The sequence below is a fragment of the Pseudomonas sp. UC 17F4 genome (assembly GCF_900101695.1).
Classification (GTDB): Bacteria; Pseudomonadota; Gammaproteobacteria; order Pseudomonadales; family Pseudomonadaceae; genus Aquipseudomonas.
This window is the reverse complement of the sequence record NZ_FNKV01000001.1, coordinates 5,526,883-5,547,177: the sequence shown is the minus strand read 5'-3', so window position 1 is coordinate 5,547,177 and position 20,295 is coordinate 5,526,883. Positions and strand designations below refer to the sequence as shown.

At 63.2% G+C, this 20,295-nt stretch carries 15 protein-coding genes and 3 pseudogenes; 7 read left to right on the top strand and 11 right to left on the bottom strand.

Annotated elements, in window-relative coordinates:
• The 4 genes and pseudogenes from BLR26_RS25275 to BLR26_RS25260 form a co-directional block, all read left to right on the top strand.
• Positions 1-558 (top strand): annotated as a pseudogene (locus BLR26_RS25275) (FadR/GntR family transcriptional regulator); the annotation flags it as partial.
• 15 nt (positions 559-573) lie between these two features.
• Positions 574-1,855, top strand: a pseudogene (locus BLR26_RS25270) (CynX/NimT family MFS transporter).
• A gap of 88 nt (positions 1,856-1,943) precedes the next feature.
• Positions 1,944-2,414: a nuclear transport factor 2 family protein gene (locus tag BLR26_RS25265; protein ID WP_093387155.1), complete on the top strand. Its 471-nt coding sequence runs from the start codon at positions 1,944-1,946 to the stop codon at positions 2,412-2,414.
• A gap of 39 nt (positions 2,415-2,453) precedes the next feature.
• The gene (locus BLR26_RS25260) at positions 2,454-2,753 is read left to right on the top strand and encodes a GIY-YIG nuclease family protein (RefSeq protein WP_045196374.1); all 300 of its coding nucleotides are present in this window, start codon (positions 2,454-2,456) and stop codon (positions 2,751-2,753) included.
• On the opposite strand, the pseudogene yejK reads toward BLR26_RS25260, so the two are convergent.
• Positions 2,734-3,739 (bottom strand): annotated as a pseudogene (gene yejK, locus BLR26_RS25255) (nucleoid-associated protein YejK). The gene BLR26_RS25260 and the pseudogene yejK sit on opposite strands and share 20 nt — an antisense overlap.
• A 408-nt stretch (positions 3,740-4,147) precedes the next feature.
• Between yejK and BLR26_RS25250 the strand changes: the two are divergent.
• Positions 4,148-4,429, top strand: a complete 282-nt coding sequence (locus BLR26_RS25250) for an HU family DNA-binding protein (RefSeq protein WP_009398256.1) — start codon at positions 4,148-4,150, stop codon at positions 4,427-4,429.
• A 51-nt stretch (positions 4,430-4,480) separates the two neighbouring features.
• Here the strand turns inward: BLR26_RS25250 and rlmF are convergent, their stop codons facing one another.
• The 5 genes from rlmF to BLR26_RS25225 form a co-directional block, all read right to left on the bottom strand.
• Positions 4,481-5,443: a 23S rRNA (adenine(1618)-N(6))-methyltransferase RlmF gene (gene rlmF, locus BLR26_RS25245; protein WP_093387145.1), complete on the bottom strand. Its 963-nt coding sequence runs from the start codon at positions 5,441-5,443 to the stop codon at positions 4,481-4,483.
• Between the two features lie 101 nt (positions 5,444-5,544).
• The gene (locus BLR26_RS25240; protein ID WP_045196381.1) at positions 5,545-8,391 is read right to left on the bottom strand and encodes a valine--tRNA ligase; all 2,847 of its coding nucleotides are present in this window, start codon (positions 8,389-8,391) and stop codon (positions 5,545-5,547) included.
• Between the two features lie 435 nt (positions 8,392-8,826).
• Positions 8,827-9,174: a hypothetical protein gene (locus tag BLR26_RS25235; protein ID WP_045196382.1), complete on the bottom strand. Its 348-nt coding sequence runs from the start codon at positions 9,172-9,174 to the stop codon at positions 8,827-8,829.
• Positions 9,175-9,179: 5 nt separating this feature from the next.
• On the bottom strand, positions 9,180-9,608 hold the full coding sequence (locus BLR26_RS25230; RefSeq protein WP_093387140.1) for a DNA polymerase III subunit chi: 429 nt from the start codon (positions 9,606-9,608) through the stop codon (positions 9,180-9,182).
• Between the two features lie 51 nt (positions 9,609-9,659).
• Entirely contained in the window at positions 9,660-11,153 is a 1,494-nt protein-coding gene (locus BLR26_RS25225) for a leucyl aminopeptidase (RefSeq protein ID WP_045196387.1), read from the bottom strand.
• A gap of 280 nt (positions 11,154-11,433) precedes the next feature.
• On the opposite strand from BLR26_RS25225, the gene lptF reads away from it, so the two are divergent.
• Together lptF and lptG are read left to right on the top strand one after the other, a co-directional pair.
• Complete coding sequence (gene lptF / locus BLR26_RS25220) at positions 11,434-12,549, top strand: LPS export ABC transporter permease LptF (protein WP_045196390.1); 1,116 nt, start codon at positions 11,434-11,436, stop codon at positions 12,547-12,549.
• A complete protein-coding gene (lptG, locus tag BLR26_RS25215; protein ID WP_045196392.1) occupies positions 12,542-13,603 on the top strand; it encodes an LPS export ABC transporter permease LptG in 1,062 nt (353 codons plus the stop codon). Before lptF ends, lptG begins: the two co-directional genes overlap by 8 nt.
• A 52-nt stretch (positions 13,604-13,655) precedes the next feature.
• On the opposite strand, the gene BLR26_RS25210 is transcribed toward lptG, so the two are convergent.
• The 5 genes from BLR26_RS25210 to gcvP form a co-directional block, all read right to left on the bottom strand.
• Positions 13,656-14,144 carry an RDD family protein gene (locus BLR26_RS25210; protein WP_093387135.1) on the bottom strand — a complete coding sequence of 163 codons (489 nt, stop codon included), beginning with the start codon at positions 14,142-14,144 and terminating at the stop codon, positions 13,656-13,658.
• 97 nt (positions 14,145-14,241) lie between these two features.
• The gene (locus BLR26_RS25205; RefSeq protein ID WP_007931076.1) at positions 14,242-14,454 is read right to left on the bottom strand and encodes a cold-shock protein; all 213 of its coding nucleotides are present in this window, start codon (positions 14,452-14,454) and stop codon (positions 14,242-14,244) included.
• 348 nt (positions 14,455-14,802) lie between these two features.
• Positions 14,803-15,927, bottom strand: coding sequence for a glycine cleavage system aminomethyltransferase GcvT (gene gcvT, locus BLR26_RS25200; RefSeq protein ID WP_093387130.1), 1,125 nt, complete (start codon positions 15,925-15,927; stop codon positions 14,803-14,805).
• A 28-nt stretch (positions 15,928-15,955) separates the two neighbouring features.
• Positions 15,956-17,332, bottom strand: coding sequence for an L-serine ammonia-lyase (locus BLR26_RS25195; RefSeq protein WP_093387125.1), 1,377 nt, complete (start codon positions 17,330-17,332; stop codon positions 15,956-15,958).
• 100 nt (positions 17,333-17,432) lie between these two features.
• On the bottom strand, positions 17,433-20,288 hold the full coding sequence (gene gcvP, locus BLR26_RS25190) for an aminomethyl-transferring glycine dehydrogenase (RefSeq protein WP_093387121.1): 2,856 nt from the start codon (positions 20,286-20,288) through the stop codon (positions 17,433-17,435).
• Between the last annotated feature and the right edge of the window lie 7 nt (positions 20,289-20,295).

Here is a 20,295-nt window from a genome sequence, read left to right as displayed (position 1 = left end):
TGCCCACCGAGCCGGAACTGGGCTGCTGAGCTCGGCATCAGCCGCAACACGGTGCGCGAAGCCATGCGTGTGCTGGCTTTCAGTGGCCTGGTCGAAGTTCGCCAGGGCGATGGCAGTTACCTGCGTACCGCCGTCGACCCGTTGCAGGCCCTTCAGGCGCTGTCACGCTGCGACCTGGAGCAGGCGCGGGAAACCCGCCATATCCTTGAAGCCGAGGCCATTGGCCTGGCCGCGCTGCGCCGCAGCGAAGAAGACCTGCAAGGGCTACGAGAGGCCCTCAAGCACAGCAGTGCGCATTTTCACGATGACCTGGAGCAATACATCGGTTGCGACCTGGTGTTCCACCAGCGCCTGGTGGATGCCGCGCATAACCCGGCGCTGAGCGAGTTGTATCGCTACTTTTCCGGGGTGGTGGCGGCCACCTTGCATCACAACCTGAGCCACGCTCCCCGCTGCCAGCTTGTGTTCGACCTGCACGGGCAGATTCTCGATGCCATCGAACAACGCGATCCGGACAAGGCCAAGGCCCTGAGCCGGACCCTGATCAACGAATCCTGACCTTGCGAGACTGCCATGGGCGATGAAACAACCCGAACTGCGGCGCCGGCCAACGGGCCGGAGCTGGAAGAACTGCTGATCGACGCCGAAGCCGACGACGAACAAGTGCAACAGCAACCGGTGCTGCTCAAGCGCCCCTGGCTGTTGCTGCTCGGCCTGGTGCTGGTGGCGCTGAACCTGCGTCCGGCGTTGTCGAGCATGGCGCCGCTGCTGGGCCAGGTCAGCGACAACCTCGGCTTGAGCGCTTCCCAGGCGGGCCTGCTGACCACCTTGCCGGTGCTTTGCCTGGGCTTGTTCGCGCCACTGGCGCCGGTGTTGGCGCGACGTTTTGGCAGTGAGCGGGTCATTCTCGGCATCCTTCTGGTACTGGCTGCGGGGATTGCCGTGCGCAGCGCCTTTGGCAGCACCGGGGTATTCGTCGGCAGTATCATGGCCGGGGCTAGCATCGGTGTGATCGGCGTGCTGTTGCCGGGCATCGTCAAGCGCGACTTCCCCAAGCATGCCGGGACCCTGACCGGCGTCTACACCATGGCCTTGTGCTGGGCGCGGCAATGGCTGCGGGCGCCACCGTGCCCCTGAGCGAGCGCCTGGGCGACAGCTGGTCGCTGGGCCTGGGCTTCTGGTTGATCCCGGCCTTGCTGGCGGCGCTGATCTGGCTGCCCCAGGCCCGCCAGGGCCACGGCGCCCACAATGTGGCCTACCGTGTACGCGGCCTGCTGCGCGATCCGCTGGCCTGGCAGGTCACCCTGTACATGGCCTGCAATCGTCGCTGGCCTATATCGTTTTCGGCTGGCTGCCGTCGATCCTCATCGGTCGCGGCCTGAGCCCCACCCAGGCCGGGCTGGTGTTGTCCGGCTCGGTGATCGTGCAGTTGCTCAGTTCGCTCAGCGCGCCGTGGCTGGCGACCCGTGGCAAGGACCAGCGCCTGGCCATTGTGGTGGTCATGCTCATGGCCCTGGCCGGCTTGTTCGGCTGCCTGTATGCGCCGCTGGAAGGCCTGTGGGGCTGGGCCATTGTCCTGGGGCTGGGGCAGGGCGGTACCTTCGCCCTGGCATTGACCCTGATCGTGCTGCGTTCCAAAGACGCTCACGTCGCCGCCAACCTGTCGAGCATGGCCCAGGGCATCGGTTACACCCTGGCATCGATGGGGCCGTTCGCGGTCGGCCTGGTGCATGACCTGACCGGCGGCTGGAACGCGGTGGGCTGGATCTTTGCCGTGCTGGGCATCGGCGCCATAGGCTTTGGCCTCAAGGCCGGGCGCAACCTGCATGTGCAGGTGGTCAGCGAGCGGGTTTGAGCAGACATTCGCCAGGCAAATGCCCATAGCTTTTTGCCACTTCGACGGACTATGGTGCAGGTCTATTGCCATGAACCGGACCTGCACCATGAGCGACGCCAATACTGCCCTGATCACCCGCTTCTACCAGGCCTTCCAGCGCCTGGACGCCGAAGCCATGGTCGCCTGTTACAGCGACGATATCGTTTTCAGTGACCCGGTCTTCGGTACTTTGCGCGGCAAGGATGCCGGTGACATGTGGCGCATGCTCACCACCCGCGCCAAGGACTTTACCCTGACCTTCGACACGGTACGCGCCGACGAGCGCGCTGGCAGCGCCCGCTGGGTCGCCCGCTACCTGTTCAGCCAGACCGGCCGCACCGTGGTCAACGACATCCAGGCACGCTTTGTGTTTCGGGACGGCAAGATCTGCGAGCACCACGACAGTTTCGACCTGTGGCGCTGGGCACGTCAGGCCTTGGGCACCACGGGGGTGCTGCTGGGCTGGTCGCCGCTGGTCCAGGGCAAGGTGCGCGCCCAGGCGCAGAAAGGCCTGCGGGCGTTTCAGGCGGGGCGCTGAGGCGCTAAGCTGTGCGCTTTGCCGTTGATAGTCACTAACGTGTCCGAGCCCATTGCCCAACCACCGAACAAACCCTGGTACGTCTACCTGGTACGCGCCGCCAATGGCTCGCTGTACTGCGGGATCAGCGACAACCCGGAGCGGCGCTTCCAGGCCCACCAGAAGGGCCAGGGGGCACGCTACTTCAGCACCAGCCCGGCAGTGGCTTTGGTCTATGTCGAGGCCTGGCCCGACAAAACCAAGGCGCTGCAACAGGAGCGGCTGGTGAAAAAGCTGCGCAAGAGTGCCAAGGAGGCGCTGGTGGCCTCCTGGGCGGGGCTCAGTCCTTGCGACGCTTGAGCTGATCGGTCAGTTGCGTCGGCAGGCCTTTGATGATCAGGGTGCCGGCTTCCTCGTCGTACTCGACCTTCGAGCCCAGCAAGTGCGCTTCAAAGCTGATCGACAGCCCTTCGGCACGGCCGGTGAAGCGGCGGAACTGGTTGAGCGTGCGCTTATCGGCGGGGATTTCCGGCGACAGGCCGTAGTCCTTGTTGCGAATATGTTCGTAGAAGGCCCGTGGGCGGTCTTCATCGATCAGCCCTGAGAGCTCCTCGAGGGTTACTGGCTCGCCGGCCTTGGTCTGGCTGGTGGCGTAGTCGACCAGGGTCTGGGTCTTCTCGCGGGCGGCTTCTTCGGGCAGGTCTTCGCTTTCGACAAAATCGCTGAAAGCCTTGAGCAGGGTGCGGGTCTCGCCCGGGCCGTCGACGCCTTCCTGGCAGCCGATGAAGTCGCGGAAGTACTCCGAGACCTTCTTGCCGTTCTTGCCCTTGATGAAGGAGATGTACTGCTTGGAGGCCTTGTTGTTCTGCCACTCGGAAAGGTTGATGCGCGCGGCCAGGTGCAGCTGGCCAGTCCAGGTGGCGCGACGGGGTCACGTCCAGCTCGGCGTTTACCGCCACGCCTTCGCTGTGGTGCAGCAAGGCGATCACCAGGTAATCGGTCATGCCTTGCTGATAGTGGGCGAACAACACGTGGCCGCCGACCGACAGGTTGGACTCTTCCATCAGCTTTTGCAGGTGCTCGACGGCGACGCGGCTGAAGGCCGTGAAGGTGCTGCCTTCGTCGAGGTATTCCTTGAGCCAGCCGCTGAACGGGTGGGCGCCGGATTCTGCGTGGAAGAAGCCCCAGGCTTTGCCCTGTTTGGCGTTGTAGCTATCGTTGAGGTCGGCCAGAAGGTTTTCGATGGCACCCGACTCGGCCAGTTCCGAGTCGCGGGCGTGCAGCACGGCGGGGCTGCCATCGGGTTTCTTGTCGATCAGGTGGACGATGCAATGACGGATCGGCATGGGATTCTCGGTTGAAAATGGGCGGTGCTGGCCGCGTTGCAAAGTCGCCAAGTGTACCTCAGCACAGGGGTGATTCAGCGGCCAGATGTTGGCAGATATGTCGGTTGTTTATTTTTTGTTCAAATTTTTGCGTTTTTTCGCGCAAACCCCCGAAAAACCTGCACATTTGCCCTGTGGGAGGCGGATATTTATCTATTCCTGTGGTAGTTTTGCCCGGTCTTGCGCCCCGTGTGTGGCGCATTGCTGGCAGACCGCTCGCGTCACGTCGAACCAAACGTCGTTTTACGTATCTACATACGCGATTGACGTGGCTGTAACACCGGACCGCCGGATCCCCCGCAGGTCTGGCTCGATGACTGACGTAGCACTCTGCATACTCACTGAATTTGATAGGGAAGGAACACCACCATGGCATTGACCAAAGACCAACTGATCGCCGATATCGCTGAAGCTATCGACGCGCCAAAAACCACCGCGCGTAACGCTCTGGAGCAACTGGGCCAGATCGTTGCTGATCAACTGGAAAATGGCAGCGAAATCACCCTGCCAGGCATCGGCAAACTGAAAATCACCGAGCGTCCTGCCCGTACCGGCCGCAACCCTTCGACTGGCGCTGCCATCGAAATCGCTGCCAAGAAAGTCGTCAAGTTCGTACCAGCCAAAGTGCTGACCGACGCTGTAAACAAGTAATTGTAAACAGCTCGACAAAAGCCGCGTCCGGGTTGCCCGGACGCGGTTTTTTTATGACTGGGTTTTGCTCCAGCGCTGCTGGCGCCAAGCCTGGCGCGCTGCGGCGTCCTGGAAGGTCCAGGCGATCATGCGGCTCTGTTTCTGCCCCTGGCCCATCTCCACCACCCGCTGTTCGGCCGCCCCGGCCTTTTTCAGCGCGGCCTGGATGCCGGGCAGGTTGGAGGCTTTCGATACCAGGCTGGTGAACCACAGCACCTGCTGGCTCAGGCTGACGCTCTCGGCCACCAACTGGCTGACGAAGCGGATCTCGCCGCCTTCGCACCACAGTTCGTTGTTCTGCCCGCCAAAGTTCAGCACCGGCAGCTTGCGCTTGGGATCGGCCTTGCCCAGTGCCCGCCATTTGCGCTGGCTGCCGCGGGTGGCTTCTTCGCGTGAGGCGTGGAAGGGCGGGTTGCACAGGGTCAGGTCGAAGCGCTCGTCGCTTTTGAGCAGCCCCAGCAGGATGTGCTTGCGGTTGCCTTGCTGGCGCAGGCTGATGGCCTTGCCCAGGCCATTGGCCTGGACGATGGCGCCGGCCGCAGCCAGTGCCGTGGCGTCGATGTCTGAACCGAGAAAGCGCCAGCGGTAATCGCTGTTGCCCAGCAACGGGTAGATGCAATTGGCACCGACGCCGATGTCCAGGGCCTGGACCTGCGCGCCACGGGGTATTTCGCCGCCGTTTTCGTCTGCCAGCAAGTCGGCCAGCACGTGTACGTAGTCGGCCCGGCCGGGGATTGGCGGGCACAGGTAGTCAGCCGGGATGTCCCAGTGCTGGATACCGTACTGGGCCTTGAGCAGGGCGCGGTTGAAGACCCTGACGGCATCCGGGTTGGCGAAGTCGATGCTCGGCTTGCCGTGGGGGTTGGTGATCATGAACTGGCCCAGCTGCGGGCTGCTCTTGATCAACTGGGGGAAGTCGTAGCGGCCCTGGTGGCGGTTGCGCGGGTGCAGGGTCGGTTTGTTGGTTGTGGTCATGTTGAGGTCCGGTGCAAAGCATCGCGGGTCAAGCCCGCTCCTACAGAGACTTCTGTGGGAGCGGGCTTGACCCGCGATGGCATCACTGAGGTCAGCGATCGTTACAAGGCGGCAATCCGCGCATGCTGCTCGGTGAAGTTGGCCAGGGCCTGTTCGGCTTCAGCCAGCTTGGCGCGTTCCTTGTCGATCACCGCAGGCGGTGCCTTGTCGACGAAGGCGGCGTTGGACAGCTTGCCGCCGACGCGCTGGACTTCGCCCTGCAGACGCTGGATTTCCTTGTTCAGGCGAGCCAGCTCGGCGTCCTTGTCGATCAGCCCGGCCATCGGCACCAGTACTTGCAGATCGCCGACCAGGGCGGTGGCGCTCAGCGGCGCCTCGTCCTGTTCGCCGAGCACGGTGAAGGACTCGATCTTCGCCAGCTTCTTCAGCAGCGCTTCGTTTTCCTGCAGGCGGCGCTGGTCTTCGGCGCTGGCGTTTTTCAGGAACAGTTGCAGTGGCTTGCCCGGGCCGATGTTCATTTCGCCGCGGATGTTGCGCACGCCGAGCATCAGCTCCTTGAGCCATTCGATATCGCCTTCGGCAGCGGCATCGATGCGGCTTTCATTGGCCACTGGCCATGGCTGCAGCATGATGGTCTTGCCTTGCGCGCCGGCCAGCGGCGCCAGGCGCTGCCAGATTTCTTCGGTGATGAACGGCATGAACGGATGGGCCAGGCGCAGTGCCACTTCCAGCACCCGAACCAGGGTGCGGCGAGTGCCACGGGCGCGTTCGACCGGGGCGTTCTCGTCCCACAGGACCGGCTTGGACAGCTCCAGGTACCAGTCGCAATACTGGTTCCAGATGAACTCGTAGAGCGCCTGGGCGGCCAGGTCGAAGCGGAACTGGTCGAGCTGGCGGGTGACTTCGGCTTCGGTGCGCTGCAGCTGCGAGATGATCCAGCGATCAGCCAGCGACAGCTCGTAGGCTTCGCCGTTCTGGCCGCAGTCTTCGCCCTTGTCCAGAACATAGCGCGCAGCGTTCCAGATCTTGTTGCAGAAGTTGCGGTAGCCTTCGACGCGGCCCATGTCGAACTTGATGTCGCGACCGGTGGAGGCCAGCGAGCAGAAGGTGAAGCGCAGGGCGTCGGTGCCGTAGCTGGCGATGCCTTCCGGGAACTCGGCCTTGGTCTGCTTGGCGATCTTCTCGGCAAGCTTTGGCTGCATCATGCCGCTGGTGCGTTTTTCCAGCAGTTCGTCCAGGGTGATGCCGTCGACGATGTCCAGCGGGTCAAGGACGTTGCCCTTGGACTTGGACATCTTCTGGCCCTGGCCATCGCGCACCAGGCCGTGCACATACACGGTCTTGAACGGTACCTGCGGGGTGCCGTCCTCGTTCTTCACCAGGTGCATGGTCAGCATGATCATCCGGGCAACCCAGAAGAAAATGATGTCGAAGCCGGTGACCAGCACGTCGGTGGAGTGGAACTTCTTGAGGAATTCGGTCTGCTGTGGCCAGCCCAGGGTCGAGAAGGTCCACAGGCCCGAGCTGAACCAGGTGTCGAGCACGTCGTTGTCCTGGTTCAGGACCACGTCGGCGCCGAGGTTGTGCTTGCTGCGCACCTCTTCTTCGCTACGGCCGACATAGACCTTGCCGGATTCGTCGTACCAGGCCGGAATACGGTGACCCCACCACAGCTGACGGCTGATGCACCAGTCCTGGATGTCGCGCATCCAGGAGAAGTACATGTTTTCGTACTGTTTGGGCACGAACTGAATGCGGCCGTCTTCGACGGCAGCAATCGCAGGCTCTGCCAGCGGCTTGGTCGACACGTACCACTGGTCGGTCAGCCACGGCTCGATGACGGTACCCGAGCGGTCGCCTTTCGGCACTTTCAGGGCGTGGTCGTCGACGCTGACCAACAGGCCGGCGGCGTCGAAATCGGCAACGATCTGCTTGCGCGCAACGAAGCGGTCGAGGCCTGCATACTGGGCCGGCAGGGTCGCGTCGATGCTGTCGTTGACGCTGCCGTCGAGGTTGAACACCTGGGCGGCCGGCAGGACGAAGGCGTTCTTGTCGAAGATGTTCAGCAGCGGCAGGTTGTGGCGCTTGCCGACTTCATAGTCGTTGAAGTCGTGGGCCGGGGTGATTTTCACACAGCCGGTGCCGAACTCAGGGTCGCAATAGTCGTCGGCGATGATCGGGATACGGCGGCCAACCAGCGGCAGCTCGACGAACTTGCCGATCAGCGCCTTGTAACGCTCGTCTTCCGGGTTCACGGCAACGGCGGCGTCGCCGAGCATGGTTTCCGGGCGCGTGGTGGCGACGATCAGGTAGTCCTTGCCGTCGGCAGTTTTGGCGCCGTCAGCCAGCGGGTAGCGCAGGTTCCACAGGTGACCCTTCTCGTCGTGGTTTTCCACTTCGAGGTCGGAGATCGCCGTGTGCAGCTTGGTGTCCCAGTTGACCAGGCGCTTGCCGCGGTAGATCAGGCCGTCTTCATGCAGGCGCACGAAGGCTTCTTTCACTGCTTCCGAGAGGCCGTCGTCCATGGTGAAACGCTCGCGGCTCCAGTCGACCGACGAGCCCAGGCGGCGAATCTGGCGGCTGATGTTGCCACCGGACTGATCTTTCCATTCCCAGACCTTTTCCAGGAACTTCTCGCGGCCCAGGTCGTGACGGTTCTGGCCTTTGGCTTCGAGTTGACGCTCGACCAGCATCTGCGTGGCGATACCGGCGTGGTCGGTACCTGGCTGCCACAGGGTGTTGCGGCCCTGCATGCGGCGGAAACGGATCAGGGCGTCCATGATCGCGTTGTTGAAGCCATGACCCATGTGCAGGCTGCCGGTGACGTTCGGCGGCGGGATCATGATGGTGTAGGAATCGCCCGCGCCTTGCGGAGCGAAATAATTCTCGGACTCCCAGGTGTTGTACCAGGAAGTTTCAATGGCGTGCGGCTGGTAGGTCTTATCCATGCGCGGCGGGACCCTTAGGCATTTATTCAGGAAAGCCGGAGAGTATAACGAAGCCGCAAGCTTCAAGCGACAAGCTGCAAGCTCAGAGCGCCGCACGGCTCTTGCAGCTTGTCGCTTGAAGCTTGTTACTGCTTTTTATTGGTTAAGCATGCGCTCAGGCTTGGCATCGAGGCGGCGCTTGATTTCGCTTTCGATATGCGGGGGGGCAAACTTCAAGCGACAAGCTGCAAGCTCAGAGCGCCGCACGGTTCTTGCAGCTTGTCGCTTGAAGCTTGTTACTGCTTTTTATTGGTTGAGCAGGCGCTCGAGCCGGGCATCCAGGCGGCGCTTGATTTCGCTTTCGATATGCGGGGGGGCAAACTTCAAGCGACAAGCTGCAAGCTCAGAGCGCCGCACGGCTCTTGCAGCTTGTCGCTTGAAGCTTGTTACTGCTTTTTATTGGTTGAGCAGGCGCTCAAGCCTGGCATCGAGGCGGCGCTTGATTTCGCTTTCGATATGCGGGGCGAAATCGTTGATCACGTCCTGCATGATCAACTGGGCCGCCGCGCGTAGCTCGGCGTCCAGGTGCAGCAGGGTTTCCTGGCGCTTGGCCTGCGGGTCGGCTGGCGCTTCAGGCGCCGGCTGCGGCGCTGCTTCGGCCTCTTCGAGCAGCAGCGGGATCTGCTCCTCGACGGTGTCGGTCAATAGCGGCGGCTCAAGGGATGCATCGCCAAGCAGCTGGCGGATCGACTCCAGGTCGTCCAGCAGGTGCGCGGATTGGGGCAGGGGAGTGGGTTTGTCCATCGTCTTCAGAGTCGCTGTAAGCGGTGATCTTGCAGAGCATAGCCCTGTTCGCGGTAGAAACGGAAACTCTCTCGGGCCGCCTGACGAATCGCCGGCTCTTCGACCACGATCTCGGCGATCCGGGCAAAGCGGGAAGCGAACGCCGGTACCTTGAGGTCAAGGTTGATCAGCAGGTCCTGGTGGCTGCCGGCATCATCGCCAAGGCCCAGAGCGACGCTGCCCTGCGGGTTGTCTTCAGCCGCGTCGTGGGGCACGAAGGCCTCGCCCTTGAACGCCCACAGGCGCGCGTCCAGTTCATCGCGCTGGGCGGCGTCGCTGCAATGCAGGTAAACCCGGTGCCCCAGGCGCCAGGCCTTGTCGCACAGTTTGCAGGCGAAATCCAGGCGCGCCGAGGGCGCGGCGCTGGGCAATATGTAGAAATCGACTTTGCTCATGGTCTGCCTGCCGGCCGGCTACGCCCCAAGGCGCAGACGGCCAGCGTCGCCTCAGGCGTTGGCGCGATCGAGCAGGTACTGGGTCAGCAGTGGAACCGGGCGGCCAGTGGCACCCTTGTCCTTGCCGCCGCTGATCCAGGCGGTGCCGGCGATGTCCAGGTGAGCCCAGTTGTAAGCCTTGGCAAAGCGCGACAGGAAGCAACCGGCGGTGATGGTGCCGGCTTTTGGCCCGCCGATGTTGGCGATGTCGGCGAACGGGCTGTCGAGCTGTTCCTGGTATTCGTCGAACAGCGGTAGCTGCCAGGCGCGGTCGTCGGCGCGCTTGCCGGCGTCGAGCAGTTGCCCGACCAGGTCATCGTTGTTGCCCATCAGGCCCGAGGTGTGGCTGCCCAGGGCGACGATGCAGGCGCCGGTCAGGGTGGCGATGTCGATCACTGCCTGAGGCTTGAAGCGCTCGGCGTAGGTCAGGGTGTCGCACAGCACCAGGCGGCCTTCGGCGTCGGTGTTGAGGATCTCGACGGTCTGCCCGCTCATGGTCGTGACGATGTCGCCAGGACGGGTGGCGCCGCCGCTCGGCATGTTCTCGGCGCAGGCCAGCAGGCACACCAGGTTGATCGGCAGTTGCAGCTCGAGCACGGCGCGCAGGGTGCCGAAGACGCTGGCGGCGCCGCCCATGTCGAACTTCATTTCATCCATGCCGGCGCCGGGCTTGAGGCTGATGCCACCGGTGTCGAAGGTGATGCCCTTGCCCACCAGCACGAAAGGCTTCTCGCTCTTTTTGCCGCCCTGGTAGTTGAGCACGATCAGGCGTGGCGGCTGGTCGCTGCCCTGGCCGACGGCGTAGAAAGCGCCCATGCCCAGGTCCTTGATCTTCTTCTCGTCCAGCACCTCGACCTTGAGGCCCTTGAATTCCTTGCCCAGGGCCTTGGCCTGTTCGGCCAGGTAGCTTGGGTGGCAGACGTTCGGTGGCAGGTTGCCCAGGTCGCGGGTGAAGCCCATGCCGTTGGCGATGGCAACGGCATGCTTGACCGCGCGCTCGACATCGCTGGCACCGGCCTTGGCGCTGAGCAGGGTGATTTTTTTCAGGGCGCGAGGTTCGGCTTTCTTGCTCTTGAACTGGTCGAACACGTACTGGCCATCGAGCAGGCTCTCGGCCAACAGGCGGGTCTTGCCATAGAAAGCATCGCGGCCGGCAACCTTGACGTCGTCCAGGGCCAGAGCTGCGTCGCTGCCGTTCAGCCCCTTGAGCACTGCCAGCACGGCGGCAACGACCTTGCGCCAGCTGCGATCACCCAGCTCGGCATCCTTGCCGGTACCCACCAGCAATACGCGCTCGGCCTTGAGGTTTGGCAGGCTGTGCAGCAGCAGGGTCTGGCCGACCTTGCCGGCCAGGTCGCCGCGCTTGAGCACGCTGGCCAGGGCACCGCCGGTGGCTTCGTCGATGGTTTTGGCGATGGCGCCGAGTTTGCCGCCTTCAGCCACTGGCAGGACCAGGGTGGCGGTTTTCAAGGATGCTGCGGCTACGCTTTTTACAACCAGTTCCATGTCAGGTTCCCCGAATGATCTGTCGATGCGCGTTGTCTATGCAGGCGCGGTCGTGGCCGCGTGGTCGCGTACCAGTGCTAAAGCCCCCAGTTTGAGCCTGCTTCGCCCGCCCTGACAACCCCGAGATGAAGCATTGTGCGGCGCCAAGTGACAGGCACGGCCAATCACAGGATAATGCGCCAACTTTTACCCGGGTTCGCTCTGGCGAGCGGGCTACTATCTTGGCTGTTATGGATTTCTTGTTCGGCTGTCCGAGCCTGACAACCCAGGAGTGTCTGGTTTGATCGTCTTTCGTTATCTGTCCCGCGAGGTCCTGGTGACCTTGAGTGCCGTCAGCGCTGTGCTGCTGGTCATCATCATGAGTGGGCGCTTCATCAAATACCTGGCCCAGGCGGCCCAGGGCGTGCTCGACCCGAGCGTGCTGTTCCTGATCATGGGCTACCGCCTGCCGGGCTTCCTGCAGTTGATCCTGCCTCTGGGGCTGTTCCTCGGTATCCTCCTGGCCTATGGCCGTTTGTACCTGGAAAGCGAGATGACCGTGCTTTCGGCCACCGGTATGAGCCAGCAGCGGTTGCTGGGCATGACCATGGCGCCGGCGGCACTGGTGGCCTTGCTGGTAGCCTGGCTGAGCCTGAGCCTGGCGCCCCAGGGCGTTACCCAGGTCGCACAGATCATCAACCAGCAGGACGCCCTGACCGAGTTCGACACCCTGGTGCCGGGCCGCTTCCAGACCCTGCGCGATGGTTCACGGGTTACCTATACCGAGCAACTGTCGGAAGATCGGGTCAACCTTGGCGGCGTGTTCATTTCCGAGAAGCGCTTCAACCAGGACAAGACCAAGGACCGCGGTCCGTCGGTACTGGTGGCGGAAAAAGGCCACCAGCAGGTCAACCCCGATGGCAACCGCTACCTGATCCTGGAAAACGGCTACCGCTATGACGGTAACCCTGGCCAGGCTGATTACCGCGCAATCAAGTACGACACCTACGGCGTGCTGTTGCCCAAGCCTGAAGTCAGTGAAGAGATCACCGAGCGTGAAGCCATCCCGACCTCGCAACTGATTGGCAGCAAGGGCCTGCGCGAGCGTGCCGAGCTGCAGTGGCGCCTGTCGCTGCCGTTGCTGGTGTTCATCGTCACCCTGCTGGCGGTGCCACTGTCGCGGGTCAACCCGCGCCAGGGCCGTTTCCTCAAACTGCTGCCGGCGATTCTTCTGTATATGGCGTACCTGACAATGCTGATTGCCGTGCGTGGCGCCCTGGAGAAAGGCAAGCTGCCGATCGGCCTGGGTATCTGGTGGGTCCATGGCCTGTTTCTGTTGATCGGCCTGGGGCTGATGTACTGGGAGCCGTTGCGCCTCAAGCGCGCCGCTCGCCGTGCGGAGGTGGCCCATGGTTAAGCTCGACAGTTACATCGGCAAAAGCGTGCTGATGGCGATCCTCGCCGTACTGGGCATCATTCTGGGCCTGGCTTCGCTGTTCGCCTTCATCGATGAAATGGGCGATATCACCGACACCTACACGCTGATGGACGCCGGCAATTTCGTCTTGCTCACCGCACCGCGGCGGCTCTACGACATGCTGCCGATGGCTGCCCTGATCGGCTGCCTGATCGGCCTGGGGAGCCTGGCCAGCAGCAGCGAGCTGACCATCATGCGCGCCGCCGGCGTGTCGATCGGGCGGATCGTCTGGGCGGTGATGAAGCCGATGCTGGTGCTGATGCTGGCCGGTATCCTGATTGGCGAGTACCTGGCCCCGGTCACCGAGAACAAGGCCCAGGCCGACCGTTCCCTGGCCCAGGGCGGTGGTGAGGCGCAGAGCTCCAAGCGCGGCATGTGGCACCGCCAGGGTGACGAGTTCGTGCACATCAACTCGGTGCAGCCCAATGGCTTGCTCTACGGCGTGACCCGCTATCGCTTCGACAACGAGCGGCACATGCAGACCTCGAGCTTTGCCCGCCGTGCCCAGTACAAGGAAGATCACTGGCTGCTCAGCGACGTGACCACCACCTATTTCCGCGGCGATCACACCGAAGTCATCAAAACGCCTGAAGAACGCTGGGACGTGTCGGTCACCCCGCAGTTGCTCAATACCGTAGTGGTCGCACCAGAATCACTGTCGATCACCGGTCTTTGGGATTACATCCACTACCTGTCCGACCAGGGCCTGAACAACGCCCGGTACTGGCTGGCATTCTGGACCAAGGTGCTGCAGCCGATGGTCACCGCGGCGCTGGTGCTGATGGCCATCTCCTTCATCTTCGGTCCGCTGCGCTCGGTGACCCTTGGTCAGCGGGTGTTCACCGGGGTGCTGGTGGGTTTTGTGTTCCGCATCGCCCAGGACCTGCTCGGGCCTTCCAGCCAGGTGTTCGGCTTCCCGCCGTTGCTGGCGGTGGTGCTGCCGGCGGCGATCTGTGCGGTGGCCGGGTTGTGGATGTTGCGGCGCGCCGGATAAATTGCCGCAGACAAGAAAAAGCCGACCTCAGGGTCGGCTTTTTTGTGCGCGGTTATTTTTTGCGCTTGGGAATTCGCACCAGTTGAGTGTCGGAGTAGATGTCGTGCCAGCTGCGCTTGCGCTTGTCGAACAACGCCCAGATAAAACCCAGGCCCAGGCACAACCACGAGCCGATCGATACGACAAAACGCAGCAGTGCCTGCCACAGGCTGATGGCGCTGCCGTCGGCATTTTGCACACGGATGCCCCATACCTGCATACCCAGGGTCTGGCCGCCGTGGGTCCAGAACTTGGCGAAAAAGCCGAACAGGGCGAACAGCAGGATGGTCGACAGCAACGGGTCGCCATCCAGGGCGCCGGCCTCGGTCAACTCGCGCATGCGCGCTTCCCCGATGAAAGCCATCTGGATCATCTTGTAGGCACCGGCGGTGACGATCAGCAACGCGGTGCACAGCAAAAAGTCATAGAACATGGCGGCCAGGCGGCGGCCAAGGTCGACAGGGGGAAATTCACCTTCGGGCTGTAACAGCTGCTTGGGCACTGGCGAGGCCCTCCTTGCGCAAAACGCCCATTCTACGGAATTGCGCGCACAAAAAAGCCCCTGCTGTTGCCAGCAGAGGCTTCTTTGTTGATGAAGATCAGCCTTCGGCTTGAACTTCGTCAGCCTGCATGCCTTTCTGGCCCTGCACGGCGATGAAGGTGACTTTCTGACCTTCTTTCAGGCTCTTGAAGCCGTTACCCTGAATAGCGCGGAAGTGTACGAACAGATCCGGACCGCTTTCTGGAGTGATGAAACCAAAACCTTTCTCGTCGTTAAACCACTTGACGGTACCGCTCTGACGTTGGGACATTGTCTTATTTCCTTTGAAACTTAGAATTAGTAACAGCTTCTTCCAAATGAAAGAGTACTGGGCTGGGTTGCAGGAAAGTAAGAGACGTCGAACGGGTGTAGCAAACATCAGAGCTACTGCCCAGGTCACGAACCATAGCGACCCATGCAAACACAGTGCACAGACAATACGCTAACTTTGAAGACAAAAACAAGCCCTGCAGACCGCCGCCGCTGTGCCTTTTAGCCGCCGTTCGGTCGATTTTTTCCGGCTCATTCCAAGCATTGTCGCAACGCTTTTCGAAAGTTATAAAAAGCGTTCGAATTCGAAAATCCGAACGCTTCATGACACGTTGTTTCAAGTATCGATTCAGCCGCGATAATAGCGTTGGGCAACGAAGGGCATCTTGCTCACTTTCATCGCCACGCGCTTGCCGCGCACGATCGCCCACACTGGGGTTTCCAGTGCGCTGTACGCGGCATCGAGGTACCCCATCGCCACCGGCGCATTCAATGTCGGGCCAAAGCCGCCACTGCAGATGCTGCCGATAACCGTGCCTGACTCGTCAACGATCTCGGCGCCTTCGCGCACCGGTGTGCGCTCCTGCGGCAACAGGCCCACGCGCTTGCGCGCAACCCCGCTTTGCTGCTGGGCGAAGATCGCCTCGGCACCGGGGAAGCCGCCGGCGCGCTGGCCATCGGCACGGCGCACCTTGGAGATGGCCCAGAGCAGGCTGGCTTCGATGGGCGTGGTCTGGGTGTTCATGTCGTGGCCATACAGGCACAGGCCGGCCTCCAGGCGCAGCGAGTCGCGTGCGCCCAGGCCGATAGCCTGGACTTCGGGTTCGGCCAGCAGGCGGCGCGCCAGCTCTTCGGCTTTCCCGGCCGGCACCGAAATCTCGAAACCGTCCTCACCGGTGTAGCCCGAGCGGCTGACAAAACAGTCTGCGCCCAGCAGTTGTACCGGCTGGAACTGCATGAAAGTCATCTTCGTCACGACGGGTGCCAGGCGCTCGAGCACCTTCACCGCCGCCGGCCCCTGCAGGGCCAGCAGGGCGCGCTCCTCGAACAGTGGCTGGATCTGGCACTGATCGCCGATATGTTTGCGCAAATGGGCCAGGTCTTGCTCTTTGCAGGCCGCGTTGACCACCAGGAACAGTTCGTCGTTGCCCAGGTTGGCGACCATCAGGTCATCGAGGATGCCGCCGTGTTCGTTGGTGAACATGGCATAGCGCTGCATGCCCACCGGCAGGTCGATGATGTCGACCGGCACCAGGGTTTCCAGGGCCTTGGCTGCAGCGGCGCCGCTCAGGCGGATCTGGCCCATGTGCGAAACGTCGAACAGGCCGGCCTGCTCGCGGCTGTGCAGGTGTTCTTTCATCACTCCCAGCGGGTACTGGACCGGCATGTCGTATCCGGCGAACGGCACCATGCGGGCGCCCAGTTCCAGGTGCAGGGCGTGCAGCGGGGTCTTGAGCAGTGTTTCGGTGGACATTGATGACTCCTTGGGGCTTGAGAGGGTGTCAGCATTCGATGATGTTGACGGCCAGACCGCCGCGGGCGGTCTCCTTGTATTTGCTTTTCATGTCGGCGCCGGTCTGGCGCATGGTGCGGATGACCTTATCCAGCGAGACGAAGTGCTGCCCGTCACCGCGCAGGGCCATGCGCACCGCGTTGATGGCCTTGACCGAACCCATGGCGTTACGCTCGATGCAGGGCACCTGGACTAGCCCGCCGATCGGGTCGCAGGTCAGGCCCAGGTTGTGTTCCATGCCGATTTCGGCGGCGTTCTCGACCTGCTGCACCGTGCCGCCCATCACCTCGCACAGGGCTCCGGCGGCCATCGAGCAGGCAACGCCGACTTCGCCCTGGCAGCCGACTTCGGCACCGGAGATCGAGGCGTTCTCTTTATAGAGGATGCCGATGGCGGCGGCGGTGAGCAGAAAACGCACCACGCCGTCGTCATTGGCGCCCGGGATAAAACGCATGTAGTAGTGCAACACTGCCGGGACGATGCCGGCGGCGCCATTGGTCGGCGCGGTGACCACGCGCCCGCCAAAGGCGTTTTCTTCGTTGACGGCCAGGGCGTAGAGGTTGACCCAGTCGAGCACCGACAGCGCGTCGCGCAGGCTCGCCTCCGGGTTGCTGCACAGCTGGCGGTACAGTGCGGCGGCGCGGCGTTTGACCTTGAGCCCGCCAGGCAAGATACCTTCGTTGCGACAACCGGCAGACACGCAGTCCTGCATGACCTGCCAGATGTGCAACAGGCCGCTGCGGGTGTCGCTTTCCGGGCGCCAGGCGGCTTCGTTGGCCAGCATGACCTGGCTGATCGACAGGTGCTGCGCGGTACAGTGGCCAAGCAGCTCCTTGGCGGTCTTGAGCGGGTAGGGCAGCACGGTGCTGTCTTCGACGATGCGATCGGCGCCGGCGGCGTCCTCGTCGACCACGAAACCACCGCCCACCGAGTAGTACTCGCGGCTGCGAATCTGCAAGCCGGCGGCGTCAAAGGCACGGAAGATCATGCCGTTGGGATGGAAGGCCAGGGGTTTGCGGATCATCGCCAGGTGCTGCTTTTCAACGAAGTCGATTGCATGCTCGCCGAGCAGGTTGAGCCGGCCGCTGCTGCGGATGGCCTGCAGGCGTGCGGGGATGCTTTCGGTGTCGACGCTGTCCGGGTGTTCGCCTTCAAGGCCGAGCAGCACGGCCTTGTCGCTGCCGTGGCCTTTGCCGGTGGCGCCGAGCGAGCCATAGAGCTCGGCCTTGACGCTGACTGTAGCGGCCAGCAGGCCGTCGCGACGCAGGCCTTCAGCAAAACGCGCAGCGGCGCGCATAGGGCCTACGGTATGGGAACTGGAGGGGCCGATGCCGATCTTGAACAGGTCGAAGACGCTTAGTGACATGGTCGTACCCTCGTTGTGATGAAGGCTATCGCGGGGCAAGCTCGCTCCCACAGGGAATGAGGTTCTCACTGTGGGAGCGGGCTTGCCCCGCGAAGAGGCCTCAGACGTCCTGATAGCTCTCGATCGACGGGCAGGCACACACCAGGTTGCGGTCGCCGAACACGTTGTCAACGCGGCCGACCGGTGGCCAGTACTTGCCTTCGACCAGCGAGGCCAGCGGATACACCGCCTGCTCGCGGCTGTACGGGTGGCTCCACTCACCGGCGATTTCGGCGGCAGTGTGCGGGGCGTTCTTCAGCGGGTTGTCGTCCTTGTCCAGGCTGCCGCTTTCGACCGCGCGAATCTCTTCGCGGATGCGGATCATCGCCTCGCAGAAGCGGTCCAGTTCTTCTTTAGACTCGCTTTCGGTCGGTTCGATCATCAGCGTGCCGGCCACCGGGAACGACATGGTCGGGGCGTGGAAGCCGAAGTCGATCAGGCGTTTTGCCACGTCATCGACGCTGATGCCGCTGCTGTCCTTGATCGGGCGCAGGTCGAGGATGCACTCGTGCGCCACCAGGCCATTGCTGCCGGTGTACAACACAGGATAGTGCTCTTCCAGGCGGCGGGCGATGTAGTTGGCGTTGAGGATGGCCATTTGCGAGGCACGCTTGAGCCCGGCGCCACCCATCATGCGGATGTACATCCAGGTGATCGGCAGGATGCTGGCGCTGCCGAACGGTGCGGCGCAAACCGCGCCCTGCTTGTTGTCCATGTGCGCATGGCCCGGCAGGAACGGCGCCAGGTGCGATTTGACGCCGATCGGGCCGACGCCCGGGCCGCCACCGCCGTGGGGGATGCAGAAGGTCTTGTGCAGGTTCAGGTGCGAAACGTCGCCGCCGAACTTGCCCGGGGCGCAGAGGCCGACCATGGCGTTCATGTTGGCGCCGTCGATGTACACCTGGCCGCCGTTGTCATGGATGATCGCGCAGATCTCGCCAATGGCTTCTTCGAACACGCCATGGGTCGAGGGGTAGGTGATCATCAGCGCGGCAAGGTGCTCGCGGTGTTCGATGGCCTTGGCGCGCAGGTCGTCGATGTCGACGTTGCCGCGGGCGTCACAGGCGGTGACCACCACGCGCATGCCGGCCATGTGCGCGGTAGCGGGGTTGGTGCCGTGGGCCGAGGACGGGATCAGGCAGATGTCGCGACGCGCTTCGCCGCGGCTCTGGTGATAGGCGCGAATCGCCAGCAGGCCGGCGTATTCGCCCTGGGAGCCGGCGTTGGGCTGCAGCGACACGGCGTCGTAGCCGGTGGCGGCGCAGAGCATGGCTTCCAGCTCGCTGGTCAGTTGCTGGTAACCCTGGCTCTGCGCGGCCGGGGCGAACGGGTGCAGGCTGCCGAACTCGGTCCAGGTCACCGGGATCATTTCGCTGGCGGCGTTGAGCTTCATGGTGCACGAGCCCAGCGGGATCATGGTGCGGTCCAGCGCCAGGTCCTTGTCAGCCAGGCGGCGCAAGTAGCGCATCAGCTCGGTTTCGCTGTGGTAACGGTTGAACACCGGGTGCTCGAGAATCGCCGACTGGCGCAGCAGCGTGCGTGGCAGTTGTGCCTGAACGCTGGCGGCGAGAGCGGCGAAGTCCGGGCTGGCCTTGCCAGCGGCGAACAGCTGCCACAGGGCTTCGACGTCGGCCTGGGTGCTGGTTTCATCCAGCGACAGGCCCAGGCGCTGGGCGTCGATCTGGCGCAGGTTCAGGCGTTGGCCGCGGGCCTGGTCGTGCAGAGCGGCGGTGCTGCTGCCGGTGGCCAGGGTCAGGGTGTCGAAGAAGTGTTCCACTTCGACCTGTACACCCAACTGTTGCAGGCCGGCCTTGAGGATCGCGGTCAGCGCGTGGGTACGCTCGGCGATCTGCTTCAGGCCCTGAGGGCCGTGGTACACGGCGTACATGCTGGCGATGTTGGCCAGCAGTACCTGGGCAGTGCAGATGTTGCTGGTGGCTTTCTCGCGGCGGATATGTTGCTCGCGGGTCTGCATGGCCAGGCGCAGTGCGGTCTTGCCGAAGCGGTCGATCGACACGCCGACCAGGCGGCCGGGCATGTCGCGCTTGAATGCATCGCGGGTCGAGAAGAAGGCGGCATGCGGGCCACCGAAGCCCAGCGGTACACCAAAGCGCTGGGCGCTGCCGATGGCCACGTCGGCGCCGAATTCGCCCGGCGGGGTCAGCAGGGTCAGGGCCAGCAGGTCGGCCGCCACGGCGACCAGGGCATTGGCCGCGTGGAAGCGCTCGACCAGCTCGCGGTAGTCGAAGACTTCACCACTGCTGGCCGGGTATTGCAGCAGGGCGCCGAAGAAGGCGCTGACATCGCTCAGCTCACGCTCGTCGCCGACGACAACCTCGATACCCAGCGGCTCGGCACGGGTGCGCAGCACGTCCAGGGTTTGCGGGTGGCAATGCACCGAGGCGAAGAAGGCGTGGCTGCCCTTGTTCTTGCTCAGGCGTTTGCAGAAGGTCATGGCTTCGGCAGCGGCAGTGGCTTCGTCGAGCAGGGAGGCGTTGGCGATCGGCAGGCCGGTGAGGTCGCTGATCAGGGTCTGGAAGTTCAGCAGCGCTTCCAGGCGGCCCTGGGAAATCTCTGGCTGGTAAGGGGTGTAGGCGGTGTACCAGGCCGGGTTTTCCAGCAGGTTGCGCAGGATCGGCGCCGGCGTGTGGCAGTTGTAGTAACCCTGGCCGATGAAACTCTTGAACAGCTGGTTGTTGCCGGCGATGGCCTTGAGCGAGGCCAGCGCCTGGGCTTCGCTTTGCCCGGCGCCCAGCTCAAGGACGCTGGTGCCCTTGATGCTGTCGGGGATGACCGCGGCGCTCATGGCCTCCAGCGAGTCAAAACCGAGGGTGGCGAGCATGTGCTGCTCGTCGTGCTGGCGCGGGCCGATGTGGCGGGCGATGAATTCGTTGGCAGTGCCGAGGTTGATGGTCATGGCGGTT